General features: G+C 67.3%; 14 protein-coding genes. 7 read left to right on the top strand and 7 right to left on the bottom strand.

Annotated features, from left to right (window positions below):
- Positions 1 to 4 precede the first annotated feature (4 nt).
- The 4 genes from ACR80S_RS14725 to prlC form a co-directional block, all read right to left on the bottom strand.
- Positions 5 to 988 (bottom strand): TAXI family TRAP transporter solute-binding subunit, encoded by a 984-nt coding sequence (locus ACR80S_RS14725; protein WP_435402119.1) that lies wholly within the window; start codon positions 986 to 988, stop codon positions 5 to 7.
- A 332-nt stretch (positions 989 to 1,320) separates the two neighbouring features.
- The gene (locus tag ACR80S_RS14720) at positions 1,321 to 3,027 is read right to left on the bottom strand and encodes a Na/Pi cotransporter family protein (RefSeq protein WP_435403673.1); all 1,707 of its coding nucleotides are present in this window, start codon (positions 3,025 to 3,027) and stop codon (positions 1,321 to 1,323) included.
- A gap of 1 nt (position 3,028) precedes the next feature.
- Positions 3,029 to 3,274 (bottom strand): YheV family putative zinc ribbon protein, encoded by a 246-nt coding sequence (locus ACR80S_RS14715; protein WP_435402117.1) that lies wholly within the window; start codon positions 3,272 to 3,274, stop codon positions 3,029 to 3,031.
- Between the two features lie 62 nt (positions 3,275 to 3,336).
- The gene (gene prlC / locus ACR80S_RS14710; RefSeq protein ID WP_435402116.1) at positions 3,337 to 5,385 is read right to left on the bottom strand and encodes an oligopeptidase A; all 2,049 of its coding nucleotides are present in this window, start codon (positions 5,383 to 5,385) and stop codon (positions 3,337 to 3,339) included.
- A gap of 165 nt (positions 5,386 to 5,550) precedes the next feature.
- Here prlC and ACR80S_RS14705 point away from each other — a divergent pair, with 165 nt between their 5' ends.
- The 3 genes from ACR80S_RS14705 (at position 5,551) to ACR80S_RS14695 (ending at position 8,265) form a co-directional block, all read left to right on the top strand.
- A complete protein-coding gene (locus ACR80S_RS14705; protein ID WP_435403672.1) occupies positions 5,551 to 6,891 on the top strand; it encodes a sodium-dependent transporter in 1,341 nt (446 codons plus the stop codon).
- 20 nt (positions 6,892 to 6,911) lie between these two features.
- Positions 6,912 to 7,463 (top strand): gamma carbonic anhydrase family protein, encoded by a 552-nt coding sequence (locus tag ACR80S_RS14700; protein ID WP_435402114.1) that lies wholly within the window; start codon positions 6,912 to 6,914, stop codon positions 7,461 to 7,463.
- Positions 7,464 to 7,593: 130 nt separating this feature from the next.
- Positions 7,594 to 8,265: a metal-dependent hydrolase gene (locus ACR80S_RS14695; RefSeq protein ID WP_435403671.1), complete on the top strand. Its 672-nt coding sequence runs from the start codon at positions 7,594 to 7,596 to the stop codon at positions 8,263 to 8,265.
- Here ACR80S_RS14695 and ACR80S_RS14690 read toward each other — a convergent pair.
- The 3 genes from ACR80S_RS14690 to ACR80S_RS14680 are packed head-to-tail and all read right to left on the bottom strand — an operon-like array spanning position 8,241 to position 12,302.
- Positions 8,241 to 9,623: a sigma-54-dependent transcriptional regulator gene (locus ACR80S_RS14690; protein ID WP_435403670.1), complete on the bottom strand. Its 1,383-nt coding sequence runs from the start codon at positions 9,621 to 9,623 to the stop codon at positions 8,241 to 8,243. The two genes, ACR80S_RS14695 and ACR80S_RS14690, sit on opposite strands and share 25 nt — an antisense overlap.
- Positions 9,616 to 11,487: a sensor histidine kinase gene (locus ACR80S_RS14685; RefSeq protein ID WP_435403669.1), complete on the bottom strand. Its 1,872-nt coding sequence runs from the start codon at positions 11,485 to 11,487 to the stop codon at positions 9,616 to 9,618. The genes ACR80S_RS14690 and ACR80S_RS14685 overlap by 8 nt, the downstream gene beginning before the upstream one ends.
- A gap of 29 nt (positions 11,488 to 11,516) precedes the next feature.
- Complete coding sequence (locus ACR80S_RS14680; RefSeq protein ID WP_435402111.1) at positions 11,517 to 12,302, bottom strand: GntR family transcriptional regulator; 786 nt, start codon at positions 12,300 to 12,302, stop codon at positions 11,517 to 11,519.
- 293 nt (positions 12,303 to 12,595) lie between these two features.
- Between ACR80S_RS14680 and ACR80S_RS14675 the strand changes: the two genes are divergently transcribed.
- Genes ACR80S_RS14675 through ACR80S_RS14660 form a run of 4 tightly spaced genes read left to right on the top strand, consistent with a single transcriptional unit; the run spans position 12,596 to position 18,361 of the window.
- Positions 12,596 to 13,351, top strand: a complete 756-nt coding sequence (locus ACR80S_RS14675; RefSeq protein ID WP_435403668.1) for a (Fe-S)-binding protein — start codon at positions 12,596 to 12,598, stop codon at positions 13,349 to 13,351.
- Entirely contained in the window at positions 13,348 to 14,832 is a 1,485-nt protein-coding gene (locus ACR80S_RS14670; protein ID WP_435402109.1) for a LutB/LldF family L-lactate oxidation iron-sulfur protein, read from the top strand. The genes ACR80S_RS14675 and ACR80S_RS14670 overlap by 4 nt, the downstream gene beginning before the upstream one ends.
- Complete coding sequence (locus tag ACR80S_RS14665; RefSeq protein WP_435402108.1) at positions 14,829 to 15,509, top strand: LutC/YkgG family protein; 681 nt, start codon at positions 14,829 to 14,831, stop codon at positions 15,507 to 15,509. Before ACR80S_RS14670 ends, ACR80S_RS14665 begins: the two co-directional genes overlap by 4 nt.
- Positions 15,506 to 18,361: an FAD-binding and (Fe-S)-binding domain-containing protein gene (locus ACR80S_RS14660; RefSeq protein WP_435402107.1), complete on the top strand. Its 2,856-nt coding sequence runs from the start codon at positions 15,506 to 15,508 to the stop codon at positions 18,359 to 18,361. The genes ACR80S_RS14665 and ACR80S_RS14660 overlap by 4 nt, the downstream gene beginning before the upstream one ends.
- The last annotated feature ends 185 nt before the right edge of the window (positions 18,362 to 18,546 follow it).

Here is an 18,546-nt window from a genome sequence, read left to right as displayed (position 1 = left end):
AGGCTTACAGCTTCAGATCGTCCGGAATCTCGTAGCCGTTCTCCTCGTACCAGCGCACGGCGCCCGGGTGGAAGGGCAGCACGGAGTTGTGCACGATGTTCTCCGGGATGGAGGTCTCGGCAGAGCGGTGCACGTTACGCATCTTGTCGTTGTTCTCCATGGTGAGCTTGGTCACCTCGTAGATGAAGCTCTCCGACACGTCGCAGCCGGCGATGGCGAAGTTCCACATGGAGACGGCGCGGGCGTCCTCTTCCAGGGTGTTGTAGGTGCTGGCGGGGATCTGGAAGGCCGCGACCGGGAAGGCCTCAAGCACCTGGGCCTGTTCCTCCTCGGTGAACTCGATGATGTTTACGTCGGTCTGCACCTCGAGCTGGCTGACCGCCGGGATCGGGATGCCCGCGGCGAAGGCGATGACGTCGAGCAGGCCGTCCTGCAATTGGCCGCCCAGATCGGTCCAGCCGCCATTGCGCCGCTGGAAGTCGACACCCAGCTCTTCCAGGATCGCCGGGAAGTAGGTGTCGGAGGTGGAGGCCGCCGGGCCAAAGCCGATGCGGGCGCCGTCCGGGATCTCGGAGATGCTGGTGATGCCGGAGCTGGAGAGTGCGGCGATGGAGAACGGGGTCTCGTACATCGGGAAGAGCGCACAGACGTTATCCATGGCGATGCCGGGCGCCAGCGGGCTCTCGCCGGCGGCGGCCTCGGCGGCGGGACCCATGGTGGTCAGTCCCAGGGCGATGTCGCCGGTATGCACCAGCGCCAGATTCTGGGTCGGGCCGCCGGTTACCTCGCCGCCGCCGGAGACATCCAACTCGTCGGCAATCAGGTTGGCCCAGCCGGAGCCGTAGACGAAGTAGGTGCCGCCCTGGCTGGCGGTGCCCACGGTGAAGTTATCCGGCCAGTCGCTGCGGTCGGCCTGGGCGGCGGCCGCGGCGACCAGAAGCGAACCGGCAATGGTGCCGGCGAGGAGCTTGGTGGAGAGATGGCGCATGGCGTGATTCCCGTTGTGAGTTATCGTTGGTCATGCCTGGGCACGAGCCCGACAGGTGCCGTATCAGTCTGGCAGCTCTGTCGGTACCCGCTGATCCCGGGCGGGTACTCTATTCAACGATAATTAACGCAATCGCCGGGCCACGCGTATGGTTTTGACTTCACTTCAATGACTTGCATGATATTTCTTAGACAAAGGTCGAGGTCGCAGAGGCGGCCTTCGTCCGGGAGACCGCACGTGCGGTGGGTCCCGGTGTGTGGATATCCGCACGGCGAGTCCCGCACGGCGAGTCTCGCAAGGGTAGTCACATCTGGCCTGTCATGTGCGGCGCTTCAGGGCGAGGTCAGGGAGCCCATCAGGCGAGTGGCCTGGTGCAGGTCGTTCATCAGGGTGGAGGCCAGCCAGGGGTCGAGGCGGTGCTGGCGCAGCCGCTCGGCCATGGCCTGCTGCCAGTGCTGGCGTACCTCGTCGATGGGCGAGGTGGTATCCGCCGAGTCGGGCGCGGCGGCCAGCCGGTTGAGGCCCTGGGCCAGGGCCAGGCGGATATCGTCATGGGCCTCGCGCAGGGGGCTGGCCGGGGCGGCATGGCGCATCAGGCTGCGCTGCAGCACCTCGCCGAAGCGCACCGCCTCCACCATGCGCAGGGTGCGAGCATAGAGGCGCTCGAGCCTGGCCTGCTGGCCCTCGGTGAGCGGCATGTCGAGCCGCGCGTAGAAGTCGAGGATCTCCGCCATCAGCGGCTTGATCTGCTCATGGTAGCGGGCGTTTACCATGGGCCAGGCGGTCGGGTCGATGTGCGCCTTGACCACCTCCCGGGAGGGCGGGTGGCCGATCACCTCGCCGCTGGGCATGAGGATCGCCGAACAGAGCAGGTGATAGGCGCGGCGGTTGAGTCGCTGGCACTCTTGCTCCATGGCGGCCAGGGCGGTATCGGCGTGTTGCAGGGCGGTGGTGTTGAGGTACCTGGCCTGGGCAGGCGGGATCCGCGAGGGTTCGGGGAAGAATCGCTCGAGTCGCGCGGCGAGGCGTGGGATCAGCGGCAGCATCAGAGCGATGCCGAGCAGGTTGAACAGGGTGTGGAAGAGCGCCAGCTTGAGCGGCCAGGCGTCCGCCGCCAGGCCGATCAGTTCCCCGAGCTCGTCCACCAGCCAGGCCAGCGGCACCAGCAGGGCCAGCGCCACTGCTGCGGTGGTCAGGTTGAACACCACGTGAGCCCCGGCCAGCCGTCGCGCCGCGGCACCGGCACCCAGCGCGCCGAGTACCGCGGTGACGGTGGTGCCGACGTTGGCGCCGATGGCGATGGCCAGGGCCGGCAGGTAGGGAAGCTGGCCCCCCGCCAGGGCGGCCAGGGTGATCAGCAGGGTGGCGTGGCTCGACTGCATCACCACCGTGGCCGCGACCCCGAACAGCACGAACAGCGGCCAGTGCCAGGCGCTGTTGCCGGCCAGGCCGTCCAGGGAGAGGCCGTCCTGCCAGGCCTCGAAGCCCACCTTCATGAAGTCGATGCCCAGGAACAGCAGGCCGATGCCGAGCAGCACCCCGGCCGCCGCGGCGCGGCTCTCCTTGAGCACTCGTGAACCCAGCAGCCCGAGGGCCAGGAAGGGCATGGCGAACTGGGCGAGATCGAAGCGCAGGCCGAAGGCGGCGATCAGCCAGGCGCCGGTAGTGGTGCCGAGGTTGGCCCCGAACAGCAGGGCGATGGCGCCAGGCAGGGCCACGAGGCCAGCGCCGACGAAGGAGAGCGCCAGCAGAGTGACCAGGGAGCTGGACTGCACCAGCGCCGTGGCGGCGGCTCCGACGCCGATGGCGCGCAGCGGGTGGCGAGTGGCGATATGCAGCCAGCGGTCCAGGGTCCCGCCGGAGAGGCGCTTGATGGCATCCTGCAGGTGGCTCATGCCCCACAGGAAGAGCCCCAGTCCGGCGGCTAGGGTGGCCAGGTCCAGGTGTGCCAGCAGCAGGGCCGCGGCGGCCGCCAGCCCCAGCCCCTCGAACTGGTGGCGCCGCGACAGCAGCGCCGTTGCCACTCCCTGGCGGGTCATCTCAACGCGCCTTGGGGTCGAGAATCTTCACTGTCTGGAGGTCTTGGCGGCTCTGCTCGTCGCGGAGCTGGTTGACGCGGGTGGTCAGCTCTGGCGCGGCCGCGTCCTCGATTGGCAGCTGTTCGAAGAAGTCGCAGCTGACGCACTCACGGTAACGAATCCCGTTCTGCTCCCAGCTGCGGATGCGATCCATCTCTGCGCAGCGCGGGCAGATGGCGCCGGCGATAAAGCGTTTCTGGACGGCCATGATGGCTCCTGTCGGGCCCCGGCGGCTGGCCGGGGCGGAATGGGTGGGACGGAACGTGAAGGTCAGGCGACACGGATGCCGCTATGGCGTAGCAGCGGTTCGACGCTGGGCTCGCGTCCGCGGAAGGCGCGAAACAGCTCGGCGGCATCCCGGGCGCCGCCCGGCTCGAGGATCTCGGTGCGAAAGCGCCGCCCGGTCTCGGGATCGAAGATGCCCGCTTCCTCGAAGGCGCTCCAGGCGTCGGCGGAGAGCACTTCGGCCCACTTGTAGCTGTAGTAGCCGGCCGCGTAGCCGCCGGCGAAGATGTGGCCGAAGCCGTTCTGGAAGCGGTTGAACTCGGCTCGCGGCACCACCGAGACGGCGTCACGCACTTCATCGAGCAGCGCCTGGATCTGCGTTGCCGTAGGCGCCTTGATCTCGTGGTGCAGGCGCAGGTCGAAGATCGAGAACTCCAGCTGGCGCACCATGCCCATGGCGGACTCGAAGTTCTTGGCCGCCTGCAGCTTCTCGAGCAGCTCGCCGGGCAGCGGTTCGCCGCTGTCGACGTGGCTGGCGATCAGGTCGAGCCCATCGCGCTCCCAGCAGTAGTTTTCCATGAACTGGCTGGGCAGCTCCACGGCGTCCCAGGCCACCCCGTTGATGCCGGAAATGTCGGCGACCGTCTGCCGGGTCAGCATATGGTGCAGGCCGTGGCCGAACTCGTGGAACAGCGTAGTGACCTCGTCGTGGGTGAGTAGCGCCGGGCGCTCGCCAACCGGGCGGGTAAAGTTGCAGGTCAGGTAGGCCACCGGCAGCTGGAGCTCATCGCCCTCCAGACGTCGCACCCGGCACTCGTCCATCCAGGCGCCACCGCGCTTGCCCTCGCGGGCGTAGAGGTCCAGGTAGAAACCGGCAATCGGCGCGCCTTGTTCGAGGATACGGAAGAACCGTACGTCCTGGTGGTAGCGCGGGGCCTGGTCGTCCTCTTCGAAGGTGACGCCGAACAGGCGCTCCACCACCTGGAAGAGGCCGTCCACCACCCGGGAGGCCGGGAAGTAGGGGCGCAGTTGCTCCTGGGAGATGGCGTGAAGCGCCTCGCGCAGCTTCTCGCTGGCGAAGCCCACGTCCCAGGCAGCGAGCTCGGCCATGCCCAGCTCCTCCCGGGCGTAGGTCTCGAGCTCGGCGTACTCCTCCTTGGCCTGAGGCAGGGCGCGCGCGGCCAGGTCCTCGAGGAACGCGAGCGCCTGGGCGGGAGATTCGGCCATCTTGGTGGCCATGGAGTAGTCGGCGTAAGTGGCGAAGCCAAGCAGCTCGGCCAGCTCCTGGCGCAGGGCCAGGGTTTCCTCCATGATCGGGGCGTTGTCGTACTGCCTGGCCTGGGGACCCTGGTCGGAGGCACGGGTGACGAAGGCGGTGTAAACCTCGTGACGCAGCTCACGGTCCTCGGCGTAGGTCATCACCGGGAAGAAGCTCGGGAAGTCGAGGGTGATGCGGTACCCCGGCTGGCCCTTGGCCTCGGCGTTGGCGCGCAGGGCGGTGAGTGCGCTCTCCGGCAGGCCGGCCAGGCGGGTCTCGTCGGCCAGGTCCAGGTGCCAGGCCTGGGTGGCGTCGAGCAGCTGGTTGGAGAAGGTGTTGCCGAGCTCCGAGAGGCGCGCCTTGATCTCGCCGTAGCGCTGCTTCTGCTCCGCGGGCAGGTCGACCCCGGCCAGGCGGAAGTCGCGCAGGGTGTTGTCGACCGTGCGTCGCTGGCCCTCGTCGAGCGTGGTCCAGGCGGGCCCCTCCTTGAGCGCCTGCCAGGCACCGAACAGTCCCGCGTGCTGCCCCAGCCAGGTGCTGTACTCCGAGAGCTTGCCCAGGCAGGCCTGGTAGGCCTCTCGCAGTTCCGGGCTGTTCATGGTGCCGTTGAGATGGGAGACCGGCGACCAGGCCCGGGCCAGTCGGTCGTTGAGCGACTCCAGGGGCGCGGCCAGGCTCTCCCAGCTGGGCGCCTCGGCCTCGGCGCGAGCCACCAGCGCCTCGATGGCGGTTCTGTTCTCGGCCAGCAGCTCCTCGATGGCCGGCACCACCTGCTCCGGGCGAATATCGGCGAACGGGGGAAGCTCATGGGCGTCGAGCAGCGGGTTGCGGGACATACGCACCTCTGGGGTTAGTGAACAGGGAAACAGGGGGAGGGGGTCAAGACGTATTAACAGTTAGATGCGGGCGCCGGCCCCGGGTTTCAATGTACGGCAATTGGCCGGTGGGAAAGGTCCTGCTAGGCTTGCCGCCTTTTTCGATGGCCCGGCAGGAGGCTGACGATGAACGATACCCTGGAACGGTGGAGCACGCGGCGCGCCTTCATCCTGGCGGTGACCGGTGCAGCCGTAGGGCTGGGCAACATCTGGCGCTTTCCCTACATTACCGGCGAGAATGGTGGCGCCGCCTTCCTGCTGCTCTATGTCGGCTTCGTGCTGCTGCTCGGCCTGCCGGTGATGATGGCAGAGATCATGGTCGGCCGCGCCGGCCGGCGCAGCCCGGTGCATTCGCTGGGCCACCTGGCCGCCCAGGCGGGCGCCAGCTTCCGCTGGCGCTGGCTGGGGCTATTCGGCGCCTTCACGGTGTTCTGTATTCTCTCCTTCTACTCGGTTGTCTCCGGCTGGTCCATCGAGTTTCTGATCGCCTCCATCAACGGTGAGTTCGTGGGTGCCGCCCCCGCCGAGGTCGGTGCCGGCTTCGACGCCTTCCTGGCCGATCCGCGTCGGATGACCTTCAACCACACCCTGTTCTTGGTCATGACCATGCTGGTGGTGTCCACCGGGGTCTCCAAGGGACTGGAGCGCCTCAACAACCTGCTGATGCCGCTGCTCTACCTGCTGCTCTTGCTGCTGGCCGGCTATGCCGCCACGACCGAGGGGTTCGGCCCGGCGCTGGCCTGGCTGTTCCTGCCCGACGTCTCGGCGGTGACCCCGCTGGTGGTGATGCACGCCATGGGCCACGCCTTCTTTACCCTGGCGGTGGGCGCCTGTGCGCTGATGGCCTACGGCGCCTACATGCCGGACCACCAGAGCCTGCCGCGAGCCGCCGGCGCCGTGGCGGTGCTCGATGTCACGGTGGCGCTGCTGGCCGGCATCGCCATCTTCTCTGTGGTGTTCGCCCAGGGTTTGGACCCGGGGGAGGGGCCGGGACTGATGTTCGTGACCCTGCCCATCGCCTTCGCCCAGCTGCCCTGGGGGGCGCTGTGGCTGAGCATCTTCTTCCTGCTGCTGCTGCTGGCCACCTGGACCTCGTCGATCAACCTGGCCGAGCCCATGGTGGCGACCCTGCAGGGCATGGGGCTCAAGCGCGGCCATGCGGCCGCCCTCGTGGGGCTTGCCGTGTGGCTGGTGGGCCTGCTCTCGGTGCTCTCCTTCTCGACCCTGGCCGAGTGGCGCCCGCTGTTCGGCATGAATGCCTTCGAGCTGGTCAGCACCATCCCGCCGGAGATCTTCCTGCCCCTCGGGGGGCTGTTGATCGCCATCTTCGCCGCCTGGGTGATGCCGGAGGCGGCGGCGCGCCGGGCGCTGGGCGTCGGCCCCGGCGGCTTCGCCCTGTGGCGCGGCCTGGTGCGCTGGGTCGCCATTCCACTGACACTGGTAGTATTGGTGGCCGGCCTGGTCTGAACCGACACGAGGAAACGACGATGAGCGAGACGACGGCGATCCGCCCCTGGAAGGGCACCACTCCTACCCTGGGCGAGCGGGTCTATATCGATCCGTCCAGCCTGGTGCTGGGTGACGTGGCCCTGGGCGACGACAGTTCGGTATGGCCCATGGCAGTGGTGCGTGGCGACATGCACCGCATCCACATCGGCGCACGTACCAGCGTGCAGGATGGCTGCGTGCTGCATATCACCCATGCCAGCGACTTCAACCCCGGCGGCTTCCCGCTGTCCATCGGCGATGACGTCACCATCGGTCACAAGGCGATCCTCCACGGCGCCACCCTGGGCAGCCGCATTCTGGTGGGCATGGGTGCCATCGTCATGGATGGCGCCGTGGTGGAAGACGAGGTGATCATCGCCGCCGGCGCCGTGGTGACCCCGGGCAAGCGCCTGGAGAGCGGCCATGTCTACGCCGGCAACCCGGCCAAGGCGATGCGCCCGCTCAAGGAGAAGGAGCGCGCCTTCTTCCCCTACACAGCCGGCAACTACGTGAAGCTCAAGGACGAGTATCTGGCGGCGATGGGGGACTAGCTCCCCGGCGGCGGTACTCTCGTCAGCGCGGGAGCGCCCTGCCGGAATAATTCTCTAACACGTTGTTTTTTCATGCCATCGCGGGCGATAATCTGGAAATTTATCCAGTGTATCGAGGGCTCGCCCCTGCATGGCTGACTTTCGCACCCATCTTGGAGTGGCCGCCGCCGGCGGGGCCGTGGTCGCCCATGGCGGCTGGCAGGCGGGCCTGTGGACGGCCTGGGAGGCCCTGCCGGTGCTGGCATTGGTGACTTTCGGCGGCATCCTGCCCGACATCGACGCCGACCGCTCGAAGGCCATCCGGCTGATTTTCAACCTGCTGGCGGTCCCCGGGGTAGTGGCCGGCGCCTTGCTGCTGCAGGGGAGGCTCGATGCCGGCGGCCTGCTGCTGGCCTGTGGCACGATCTATCTCGCCGTGCGCTACCTGGCGGGGGCGCTCTTCTCCCGCTTCACCGTGCATCGCGGCCTGTGGCACTCGCTGCTGGCGGCCTCGCTGTGCGGCCTGGTTAGCGTGGCACTCAGCCAGCGGCTCTTCGCCCAGCCCGACACCCTGGCCTGGGCCCATGGCGTGGCGGTGGCGCTGGGCTTCGTCATCCACCTGGCGCTGGACGAGCTCTACAGCGTCGATCTCACCGGTGCGCGCATCAAGCGCTCCTTTGGCACGGCCCTCAAGCCCTTCGACTGGCGCTCGCCGGGCAACTCCCTGGTGATGCTGCTGGCGGCGGTCAACCTGCTGCCCTGGCTGCCTCCGCTGGCGCCGCTATGGACCCTGCTGGCTCAGGGCGCGGCGCTCTGGCGGTAGTCCTCGGCCTTGAGGCCGTACTTCCTGAGCTTGTCATAGAGGGTCTTGCGGGGCAGGCCGAGCTGCTCGGCCACCTCGGTGACCCGGCCACGCTGCCGCGCCAGGGCCTGGTCGATCAGGCTCTTCTCGAACAGTTCCACCTGCTGGGGCAGCGCCAGCTCGCCGGCCTCGCTCTCGGCGCCCTCGAGCAGGGCCTCCAGGCGGTAGTCGTAGGCGGCGCCGAGCAGCACGTAGCGCTCGGCGAGGTTGCGCAGCTCGCGCACGTTGCCCGGCCAGTCGTGGGCCAGCAGGGCCGAGGTGCCGGCGGCATCCAGGGGGGGAGCTTCCAGGCCGCTGCGGTTGGCGGCGACCACCGCGAAGTGCTGAAAGAGCAGCGGGATGTCTTCGCGTCGCTCGCGCAGTGGCGGCACCGGCAGGGTCACCACGTTGAGCCGATAGTAGAGGTCTTCGCGGAAGGTCCCGGCCTCGGCCGCGGCCTTGAGGTCCACCTTGGTGGCGGCGATCACCCGGATATCCAGCGGCACGGGGACGTTGGAACCGAGCCGCTCCACGCTGCGCTCCTGCAGCACCCGTAGCAGCTTGACCTGCAGTGCGAGCGGCATCGACTCGATCTCGTCGAGGAACACGGTGCCGCCGTTGGCGTACTCGAACTTGCCGATGCGCCGCTCCACGGCGCCGGTGAAGGCGCCCTTCTCATGGCCGAACAGCTCCGACTCGATGGTGCTCTCCGGCACGGCGCCGCAGTTGATGGCCACGAAGGGGCGGCTGGCGCGGCAGCTGCGCTCGTGGATGGCGCGGGCCACCAGGTCCTTGCCGGCGCCGGTCTCGCCGAACACCAGCACGTCGGCGTCGACCTGGCTGATGCGCTGCACCATGGAGGCCAGGCGCTGGATGGCCGGTGTGCGCCCCACCAAACGCGGCCCAAGGGCCGACTGCTGGGCCTCCAGTTCGGCCTTGAGCTCGCGGTTCTCCAGGCTCAGGCGGCGCTTCACCACGCCGCGGCGGACCACCTCCACCAGCCGCTCGGCGGCGAAGGGCTTCTCGAGAAAGTCCCAGGCGCCTGCGCGCATCGCCTCCACCGCAGTGGAGATGTCGCCGTGGCCGGTGATCAGGATTACCGGCAGGTCCGGGTCGCGCAGCCGCACCTCGCGCAGCAGCGCCATGCCGTCCATACCGGGCATGCGGATGTCGCTGACCACCACGCCCGGGAAGTCCGGGGCCAGGGCCGCCAGCGCCTCCTCGGCGCTGGCGTAGGGCTCGGGAACATAGCCGGCCAGTTCCAGGGTCTGGCCGGCGGTGATCCTCAGGTGGGGCTCGTCATCGATGATCATCACCGGGATGTCCGGCGGCTCATGCATGGGGAAGGGTCTCCTGGTGTGGCTGGGCGTCGGCGCTTCGCTGGCCGGTGTCCCGGGGCAGCCGGATGGTGAACAGGGCGCCGCCCTCGAGGCGGTTGGCGGCGGCCAGGCTGCCGCCCAGGTCGTCGATGATACGCGAGGAGATCGATAGGCCCAGCCCCAGCCCCTTGCCGGGGGACTTGGTGGTGTAGAAGGGCTCGAAGATGCGTTTCAGGTGGGCATCGGGGATGCCCGGGCCGCTGTCGGCCACGCCCAGCACCACCGCGTCGCCGTCGGCGGTGATGGTGACCTCCAGGCGCGCTTCGGGGGCGTCGGCCATGGCCTGCAGGGCGTTGCCGATCAGGTTGACCAGCACCTGCTCGAGGCGCACCAGGTCGGCGCGCACCCAAGGCTCTTCGTCGGGCCAGCGGCGGATCACCTTCACATCGCTTTCCCGCAGTCGGGCCTGGAAGAGACGCAGGGCGTAGTCGAAGCAGGCGATGGGGGAAACGGCGGCCAGGGTTTCGCCGCTCTTGCGGGAGAACTGGCGCAGCTGGGCGCTGATCTCCGCCATGCGTGCGGTGAGCTCGACAATCTGCGCGAGGTTGAGGTCGACGCTCTCCAGGCGCTGGCGCTCGAGGAAGGCGCGGGCGTTCTCGGCATACGCGCGGATCGCCGCCAGCGGCTGGTTGAGTTCGTGGTTGATGCCGGCGGCGAGCTGGCCGAGCACGGCCAGCTTGGCGGCCTGGATCAGCTCGTCGCGGGTCTGGCGCAGGCTCTCCTCGGCGCGCCGGCGCTCGTCGATCTCGGCGGAGAGGCGGCGATTGGTCTCCACCAGGTCCCGGGTGCGGCGCTCCACGTTGCGCTCCAGCTCGTCCCGGGCGCGGGCCAGGGTCTGGCGCTCGCGCTCGGCGAACTGCTCCCGCTCGCGGCGCAGGCGCAGGCGCTGCCAGCCGATGCCGCCGCCCAGCAGCACGATGCCGTAGAGGCCGCCGGCCAGCAGGGCGGAGACCCACTGGGCCTGAATCACCGGGGTCACCGGTTTGAGGATATGCATCTCCCAGCCGAATTCCGCCATGGGGCGCGAGACGGCCAGGTAGCGCGGCCCGGCCAGGGGGCCGCCGCTGAAGTTGACCAGGCGACTGCGCTCGCCGCGGCGCTCGAGCAGCTCGACCCCGGAGTGGGTCAGGGGCTCGTCGGCATAGCGGCGAGTCGCCAGCAGCGCCTGGCGTTCCTCCTCGGAGAGCGGCTGCAGGGAGGTCATGCGCAGCTCCGCACGGCTGGCCATGAAGATGATATCGTCCTCGTCGGTGACCAGCAGCTCGGCGTCCTGATCGGCCCAGCTCTCCTCCACCGTGTCGAGCAGTACCTTGACCACCATCACGCCGTCGGGGCTAGAGTCGGGCTGAGTGTCGTCCAGCCACACCGGCGAGGAGAAGTAGTAGCCGCGCTCCAGCGACTGCACGCCCAGGCCATAGAAGCGTCCCTGGCCGCCGGCGATGGCGTCGGAGTAGTAGCTGCGGAAGGCATAGTTCTGGCCGATGAAGGTGTTGGGGCGGTGCCAGTTGCTGGCGGCCAGGGTATCGGCATAGCGGTCGAGCAGGTAGACGTCCGAGACGTCGGCGGTGGCCCGGAAACGATCCAGCAGCAGGTTGAGCGGCATGGCATCCTGGGAGTGGGGCGACGAGAGAAAGCGCTGAACCCCCTCCCGGGTGGCGAGCAGCCGCGGAAGGTAGTCGTGTCGCGAGAGGTGGCCGGTCAGGCCCTCCGCCGAGAGGCGCAGCTCGTTCTCGGCGTCCTGCTGGAGCGTCTGCAGTGCCTGGTCGCGGGCCACCAGGGCGGCCTGCCACATCACCAGCGCCAGCCCCAGGGGGGCGGCCAGCATCAGCAGGGCTCGCCAGTTTCTCGAGCATCTCACGAGGCGCTTTCCCGCCGCGGAGCGGCTATTGCCTGGGACCGGCGCAGGGCGCGCTGGGCGCGGGTCTCGGCCCGCGCCAGCTCCAGCAGCCCCTCCTCCACGTAGACTAAGTGCTCATGGGCACGGTCCCGGGCGTCCTCGGCGCGCCCCTCGAGGATGGCGTCCAGCAGCGCGCGGTGCTGGGCCATCAGCACGCCGCGAGAGTCCTTCTTCTCGAACAGGTGGGCCAGGTTGTCGACGATGCTGCGCTCCAGCAGGTGAAAGATGCCGCGGATGGTGTGCAGCAGCAGCACGTTGTGGGCAGCCTCCGCGATCGCCAGGTGAAAGGCGGCATCGGCCTTGGCCTCGCGCGCCGGATCCTTGCCCTGGAAGCAGGCGTCCAGTTCCTCGAAGCGCTTGATCAGCACCGCCCTGTCGGTGGGCGTTGAGCGCAGCGCCGCGTAGTAGGCGGAGATGCCCTCCATGGCGTCGCGGAACTCCAGCAGGTCCAGGTGGAACTCGCCGTGGCGAGAAAGCATCTCAAGGATCGGGTCGCTGTAGCCGGTGGTGAGCGCTTCGGAGATGAAGGTGCCACCCCCCTGGCGGCTGATCAGCAGTCCGCGAGCGGAGAGCTTCTGGATCGCTTCGCGCAGGGATGGGCGCGAGACCCCGAACTGCTCGGCCAGCTCCCGCTCCGGGGGCAGCCGCTGTCCTGGCTTGAGGCTGCCTTCCAGGATCATCGCCTCGAGGCGCTCGGTGATCACATCGGCGAGGCGGGGTTGGCGCAGGGGTTGATGGGCCATGGGGGTCGCTCCGGATAGACAGTACAGTTGTCATGGTACGTCAACAAATTGGTAATACCAATGTTGCTGGTCTTCCTCCCGCGCGGGAAGCGGTGATTTTCTTCTCGACTTTCAGTAAGTTGACGATGGCAGCCTGAGCACACTACCAAAGTATAGCGCCGAGGAGCGGGTAAAAGCGCCACTCAGGTTTGACACTGTCTTGGCGCCACTCCTATGGTGCGCCATCGTTTCGTTGTAAATTGGTATTACCAATTTTTTCAGCGTCGCCCTTCAGCCCGTCGAGGATTTTGCCGATGACGCCAGTCAAGTGCTACCCGCCCAGGCCGGAGAAGGTCTACTTCTTTGGTACCTGCCTGATTGACCTCTTCTATCCCGAAGCTGGGCTGGACGGCATTCGCCTGCTGGAAAGGGAGGGTATCGAGGTGCTCTTTCCCCAGGACCAGACCTGCTGCGGTCAGCCGGCCCACACCTCCGGCTACCATGATGAGGCGCAGGCGGTGGCGGCGGCACAGCTCGATCTCTTCCCCGAGCCCTGGCCGATCATCGTGCCCTCCGGCTCATGCGGAGGCATGATGCGCACACACTATCCGAAGCTCTTTGCCGGCAGTGCCCTCGAGAAGAAGGCCAGCGAGGTGTCTGGCCGGATCTATGAGCTGACCGAGTTCCTGGTGCATGTCTGCCACCTCAGGCTCGAGGACCGCGGCCAGCCCGAGAAGGTGGCCATGCACACCTCCTGCAGCGCACGTCGCGAGATGGGCCTGGCAGAGACCGGGCCGTCGCTGCTGGCCCAGCTGGGGCAGGTCGAACTCGTCGAGCAGGACCGCGTCGCGGAGTGCTGCGGCTTCGGCGGCACCTTCGCCGTGCGTCACCCGGAGATTTCGGCCGCCATGGTGGAGGACAAGACGCTGGCCATCGAGGCGGCCGGTGCCGAACGCTTCGTGACCACAGACTGCGGCTGCATGATGAATATCAGTGGGCGCTTTGCGCATCAGGAGAAGGCCGTGAAGGGCGAGCACATCGCGAGCTACCTGTGGCGGAGAACCTCATGAACGCACCGAATCAGACAGTCCAGGCTCATCCGGTCCAAACCTACAGCCCTCGGGAGTTTCATCGTCAGGCCCACGATGCCCTGGGCAACCCGCAGATCCGCGGCAACTTCCGCAAGGCGATGGATGGTCTGATGTCCAAGCGTCGCGACAGTTTCGAGGGCTGGGATCTGGAGACCCTCCGCGAGCTGGGTGCCAACATCCGCATGAGAGCACTGGCAAAGTTGCCCGATCTGCTCGAGCAGCTGGAGGCCAACTGCCAGGCCAACGGTATTCGGGTGCACTGGGCTGAGGACGGCGAGGAGGCGTGTCGGATCATCCGCGAGATCTGCCAGTCCCACGACGCCAAGTTGGTGATCAAGGGCAAGTCCATGGTCTCCGAGGAGATGCATCTCAATGCGCACCTCGAGGAGGCGGGCATCGAGGCGCTGGAGTCGGACCTCGGCGAATATCTGGTGCAGCTCAACGAGCAGACGCCCTCACACATCATCATGCCGGCGATCCATCTCAATACCGATGAGATCTCCGAGATCATGCATGACAAGACGGGTACCGAGCGGACCCGCGACGTCGACTACATGACCGCGGCGGCCAGGCAGCAGCTGCGCGAGCGCTTCATGGCCGCCGATGTCGGCGTCTCCGGGGTCAACTTCGCGGTGGCCGAGACCGGCACCCTGTGCCTGGTGGAAAACGAGGGCAACGGGCGCATGACCACGACGGTGCCGCCGGTGCATATCGCGGTGACCGGCATCGAGAAGGTCGTCGAGCATCTGCGCGACGTGCCGCCGCTCTATGCGTTGCTGACCCGCTCGGCCACCGGCCAGCAGGTGACCACCTACTTCAACATGATCAGTTCGCCCCGCAGGGAGGGGGAGCACGACGGGCCGAAGGAGGTGCACCTGGTGCTGGTCGACAGCGGCCGTTCCAGCATCTACCAGGACGATGAACTGCTCGACACCCTGCGCTGCATCCGCTGCGGCGCCTGCATGAACCACTGCCCGGTCTATACGCGGGTGGGCGGTCATACCTATGGCACCACCTATCCGGGCCCCATCGGCAGCATCCTTTCCCCGCACATGATGGGCCTGGAGGAGACCCGGGACCTGCCCACCGCCTCCAGCCTGTGCGGCGCCTGCGGCGAGGTGTGTCCGGTGAAGATCCCGATTCCCGACCTGCTGGTCCGGCTGCGCCGCGAGGCGGTGGGCGAGGGGCGCGGCAACGTGGCCGGTGCCGGGGTCAAGCGCACCCGCACGGAGGCCGCGGCCTGGAAGGGCTTCCAGTGGATGGCCACCCATCCCGGGGTCTGGCGCAGCGGCACGGCCGTGATCGGCAAGCTCAGGGTCCTGACGCCGGGGAAACTGGGCGCGTGGACCAACTACCGGATTGCCCCCAAGCCTGCCGGCAAGACGCTGCATGCGATGATCAAGCAGCACCAGGCCGACAAGTCGAGCCTAGACAAGTCCGACAAGGAGCCACGCCGATGAGTGCCCGCAACGCCATCCTCAAGCGCCTGCGCGAACGCGCCGACGGCCCCCTGCGTCCTCCCGAGTGTGATTTTGCCGTGGTCACGGAGCGCGGCTGGAGCCCCGATGAGCGTCTGGCCCGTTTCGAACGCTGTATCACCTCGGTCCACGGCGAGGTGGTGCATACCAGCCGCGAGGAGTGGGGCGACGCCCTGGCCAGGGTGCTCGCCGACAAGGGTGTTCGCCGGTTGGCGCTGGGTCGCGAGCACCCGGTGGCCGCCGAGGCGCGTCGGGCGCTCGCTGATGCCGATGTGGCACTGGTCGACGTGGATCGCGATATCGAGGTGTGGCAGCAGGAGCAGTTCGAGCGCGTCGATGCCGGGCTGACTTCGATGGGCGGCGCCATCGCCGAGACCGGCAGCCTGTGGCTCTGGCCTACCCCCGACGAGCCGCGTCTGCTCAGCCTGGTGCCGCCCATCCATGTCGCGGTGCTGGATGCCGAGACGATCGAGGATACCTTCTTCGATGTGATCGAGCGCCACGGCTGGGCGAGCGGGATGCCCACCAATGCGCTGCTGATCTCGGGGCCCAGCAAGACCGCCGATATCGAACAGACCCTGGCCTATGGCGTCCATGGACCCCGTGAACTGGTGGTGCTGGTGCGTCACGTCGAGGCCGACGCCGAGGATAGCCAATGACACCCTTGACCCCGACCGTCTGGAACGACCTGAAAACGGCCCTGGCAGAGACGATTCCCGTTGAGCGGCTGATTGATGATCCCCTGCGGACCCTGGCCTACGGTACCGATGCCAGCTTCTACCGCTTGATACCCAAGTTGGTGGTGCGCCCGGAAAGCGAGAAGGAACTGCAGGCGGTGCTGGCCGAGTGCCGCGCGCGGGGGATACCGGTGACCTTCCGGGCCGCCGGCACCTCGCTCTCCGGCCAGGCGGTGACCGATTCGGTGCTGATTCAGCTCTGGCAAGGCTGGCGGGGTCACGAGATTCTCGACGAGGGGCGTGCGATCCGCCTGCAGACCGGAGTCATCGGGGCTCGGGCCAACGCGCTGCTGGCCCCCTACCAGCGCAAGATCGGCCCCGACCCGGCCTCCATCAACAGCTGCATGATCGGTGGCATCGCCGCCAACAACGCCTCCGGCATGTGCTGCGGAACGGCCCAGAACAGCTACCGCACGGTGCGGGACATCCGCGTGATCCTGGCCGACGGCACCCTGCTGGACACCGCCGACCCGGCCAGTCGGGAGGCCTTCTGCCGCTCCCATGCCGGGCTGGTAGAGGGGCTGGAGCGTCTCTCGGCCGAGACCCTTGCCAACGAAGCGCTGGCGGAGAAGATCCGCCATAAGTATCGGCTCAAGAACACCACCGGCTACGCCCTCAACAGCCTGGTCGACTTCACCGATGGCATCGAGATTCTCAAGCACCTGATGATCGGCTCCGAGGGCACCCTGGGTTTCATCAGCAACATCACCTACGACACCGTGATCGATGAGCCAGAGAAGGCTGCTGCACTGGCCTTCTTTCCCGACATGGCCACCACCTGCCGCGCGACCATCGCCCTCAAGCAGGCGCCTGTTTCCGCCGTGGAGCTGATGGATCGCGCCGCGCTGCGTTCGGTCCAGGACAAGCCGGGCATGCCCCAGACCCTGCGAACCCTGCCCGACGGGGCGGCGGCGCTGCTGATCGATGTGCGTGGCAACGACGATCCCGAACTCGAGGCGCGCATGAAGGTGGTGCAGGAGACCCTCGAGGGCATCCAGACCCTCGAGCCGGTCGCCTTCACCCGCGATGCCGGCACTTATGCGCTCTACTGGAAGATCCGCAAGGGACTCTTTCCGGCGGTGGGCGCGGTGCGCGAGACAGGCACCACGGTGATCATCGAGGACGTGGCCTTTCCTATCGAGCGTCTCGACGCGGGCGTGCTGGCGCTGACCGAAGCCTTTCGGCGGCACGGCTATCAGGAGGCCATCTTGTTTGGCCATGCCCTGGAGGGCAACCTGCACTTCGTCTTTCCCCAAGGCTTCGAGAAGCCCGGCGAGGTAGCGCGCTACCAAGGGCTCATGGACGAGGTCGCCCAGCTGGTCGGCGTCGAGTATGGCGGATCGCTCAAGGCCGAACACGGCACCGGGCGCAACATGGCGCCCTATGTGGAGCTGGAGTGGGGGGCCGACGCCTACGCCCTGATGTGGGAGATCAAGGCGCTGTTCGACCCCGAGAACCTGCTCAACCCCGAAGTGATCCTCAGCCGCAATCCCACCCTGCACCTGGAGAATCTCAAGCCGATGCCGGCGGCCAATGAGATCATCGACAAATGCATCGAGTGCGGTTTCTGCGAGGACATCTGCCCCTCCAGGGACCTTACCCTGACGCCGCGTCAGCGCATCGTGGTCACGCGAGAGATCGCGCGGCTCGAGGCCCTGGGGAGCCAGCATAGCGCCGAGGAAGATGCCCGCCTGGAAAGCCTGCGGCTGGGGTATCGCTATGCCGGCGACGAAACCTGCGCCGGAGATGGCCTCTGCTCCACTCAGTGTCCGGTGGGTATCAACACGGGAGATCTCACTCGTGAGCTGCGCCATGACAGGGCGGTTGAAAAGGCAAGCGTCGTTCGCTACATCGGACGACACTTCTCTGGCGCCACGCGGACGGCTCGCGGAGCCCTGATGGTCGTTGGTGCCGCGAATCGCGTCCTCGGCGATGGCGTGATGGGCAAGGTCAGTCAGGGTGCGCGACGTCTTAGTGGTGATCGTCTGCCCGAGTGGACGCCGGCGCTGCCCAAGGCAACGCCGATTCGATTGCTCAAGAGCTCATCTCACCATGATGGTCAGCGTGACAAGGTGGTATACCTCCCCAGTTGCGCCACACGCATATTCGGTGCCTCTCGAGATGATGCGGAGACGCGCTCGGTGATGGAGATCACCCTCGCGGTGCTCGACAAGGCTGGCTTCGAGGTGATCATCCCCGAGATGGTCGGCCACCTGTGCTGCGGGATGGCCTTCAACTCCAAGGGCCAATTCGAAGAGGCTGCCCACAAGGCGCGAGAGGTCAATCGCGAGTTGCTGGTGGCGAGTCAGAATGGCCGCTATCCGGTGCTGATCGATACCAGTCCCTGCGTGCACCACCTGAAGTCGCGTCTCGACGAGCGGCTGCAGGTGAGCGAGCCGGTGGCCTTCGCCCATGATCACCTGATGCCGAGACTCGAGGTCGCCGCGCTGGATGAGCGGGTTGCGGTGCATGTGACCTGCTCGAGCGTTCATATGGGGGTCGGTGACAAGATGGTAGCGCTTGCCAGAGCCTGTGCCCGCGAGGTGGTAGTGCCCGCGGAAATCAGTTGCTGTGGCTTCGCCGGAGACAAGGGGTTCAATACGCCCGAGCTTAACGCCTCGGCCCTGGAGGGGCTGGCCGAGCAGGTGGCAGACTGCAGTGCCGGTTATTCCAACTCGCGCACCTGCGAGATCGGCCTGGGTCAACACGGCGGAATCCCGTACCGCTCCATCCTCTCCCTGTTGGATCGGGCGAGCCGACCCGTCTCGGCCTGAACTCGTCCACAGGGCCGGGTGGGAGGCCTCTGTGGATGCTTTTTGCCACCTCCCTTTCGCCATCCTGTCATGGTCCTGAATTTTTTTACACGAAGGCCTTGCGGGGTGGCGGGGAAAACCGTAGAGTACGCATCCGCTGCCGGCAACGGGCCACGTTGTCAGCGGTGAAGGGTGGTAGAAGTGAT

It is taken from the genome of Halomonas salsilacus (assembly GCF_051216275.1).
In the GTDB taxonomy this organism is placed as follows: Bacteria; Pseudomonadota; Gammaproteobacteria; order Pseudomonadales; family Halomonadaceae; genus Halomonas.
The sequence above is the reverse complement of the archived record's forward strand: the minus strand, read 5'-3'. Positions and strand labels throughout refer to the sequence as shown.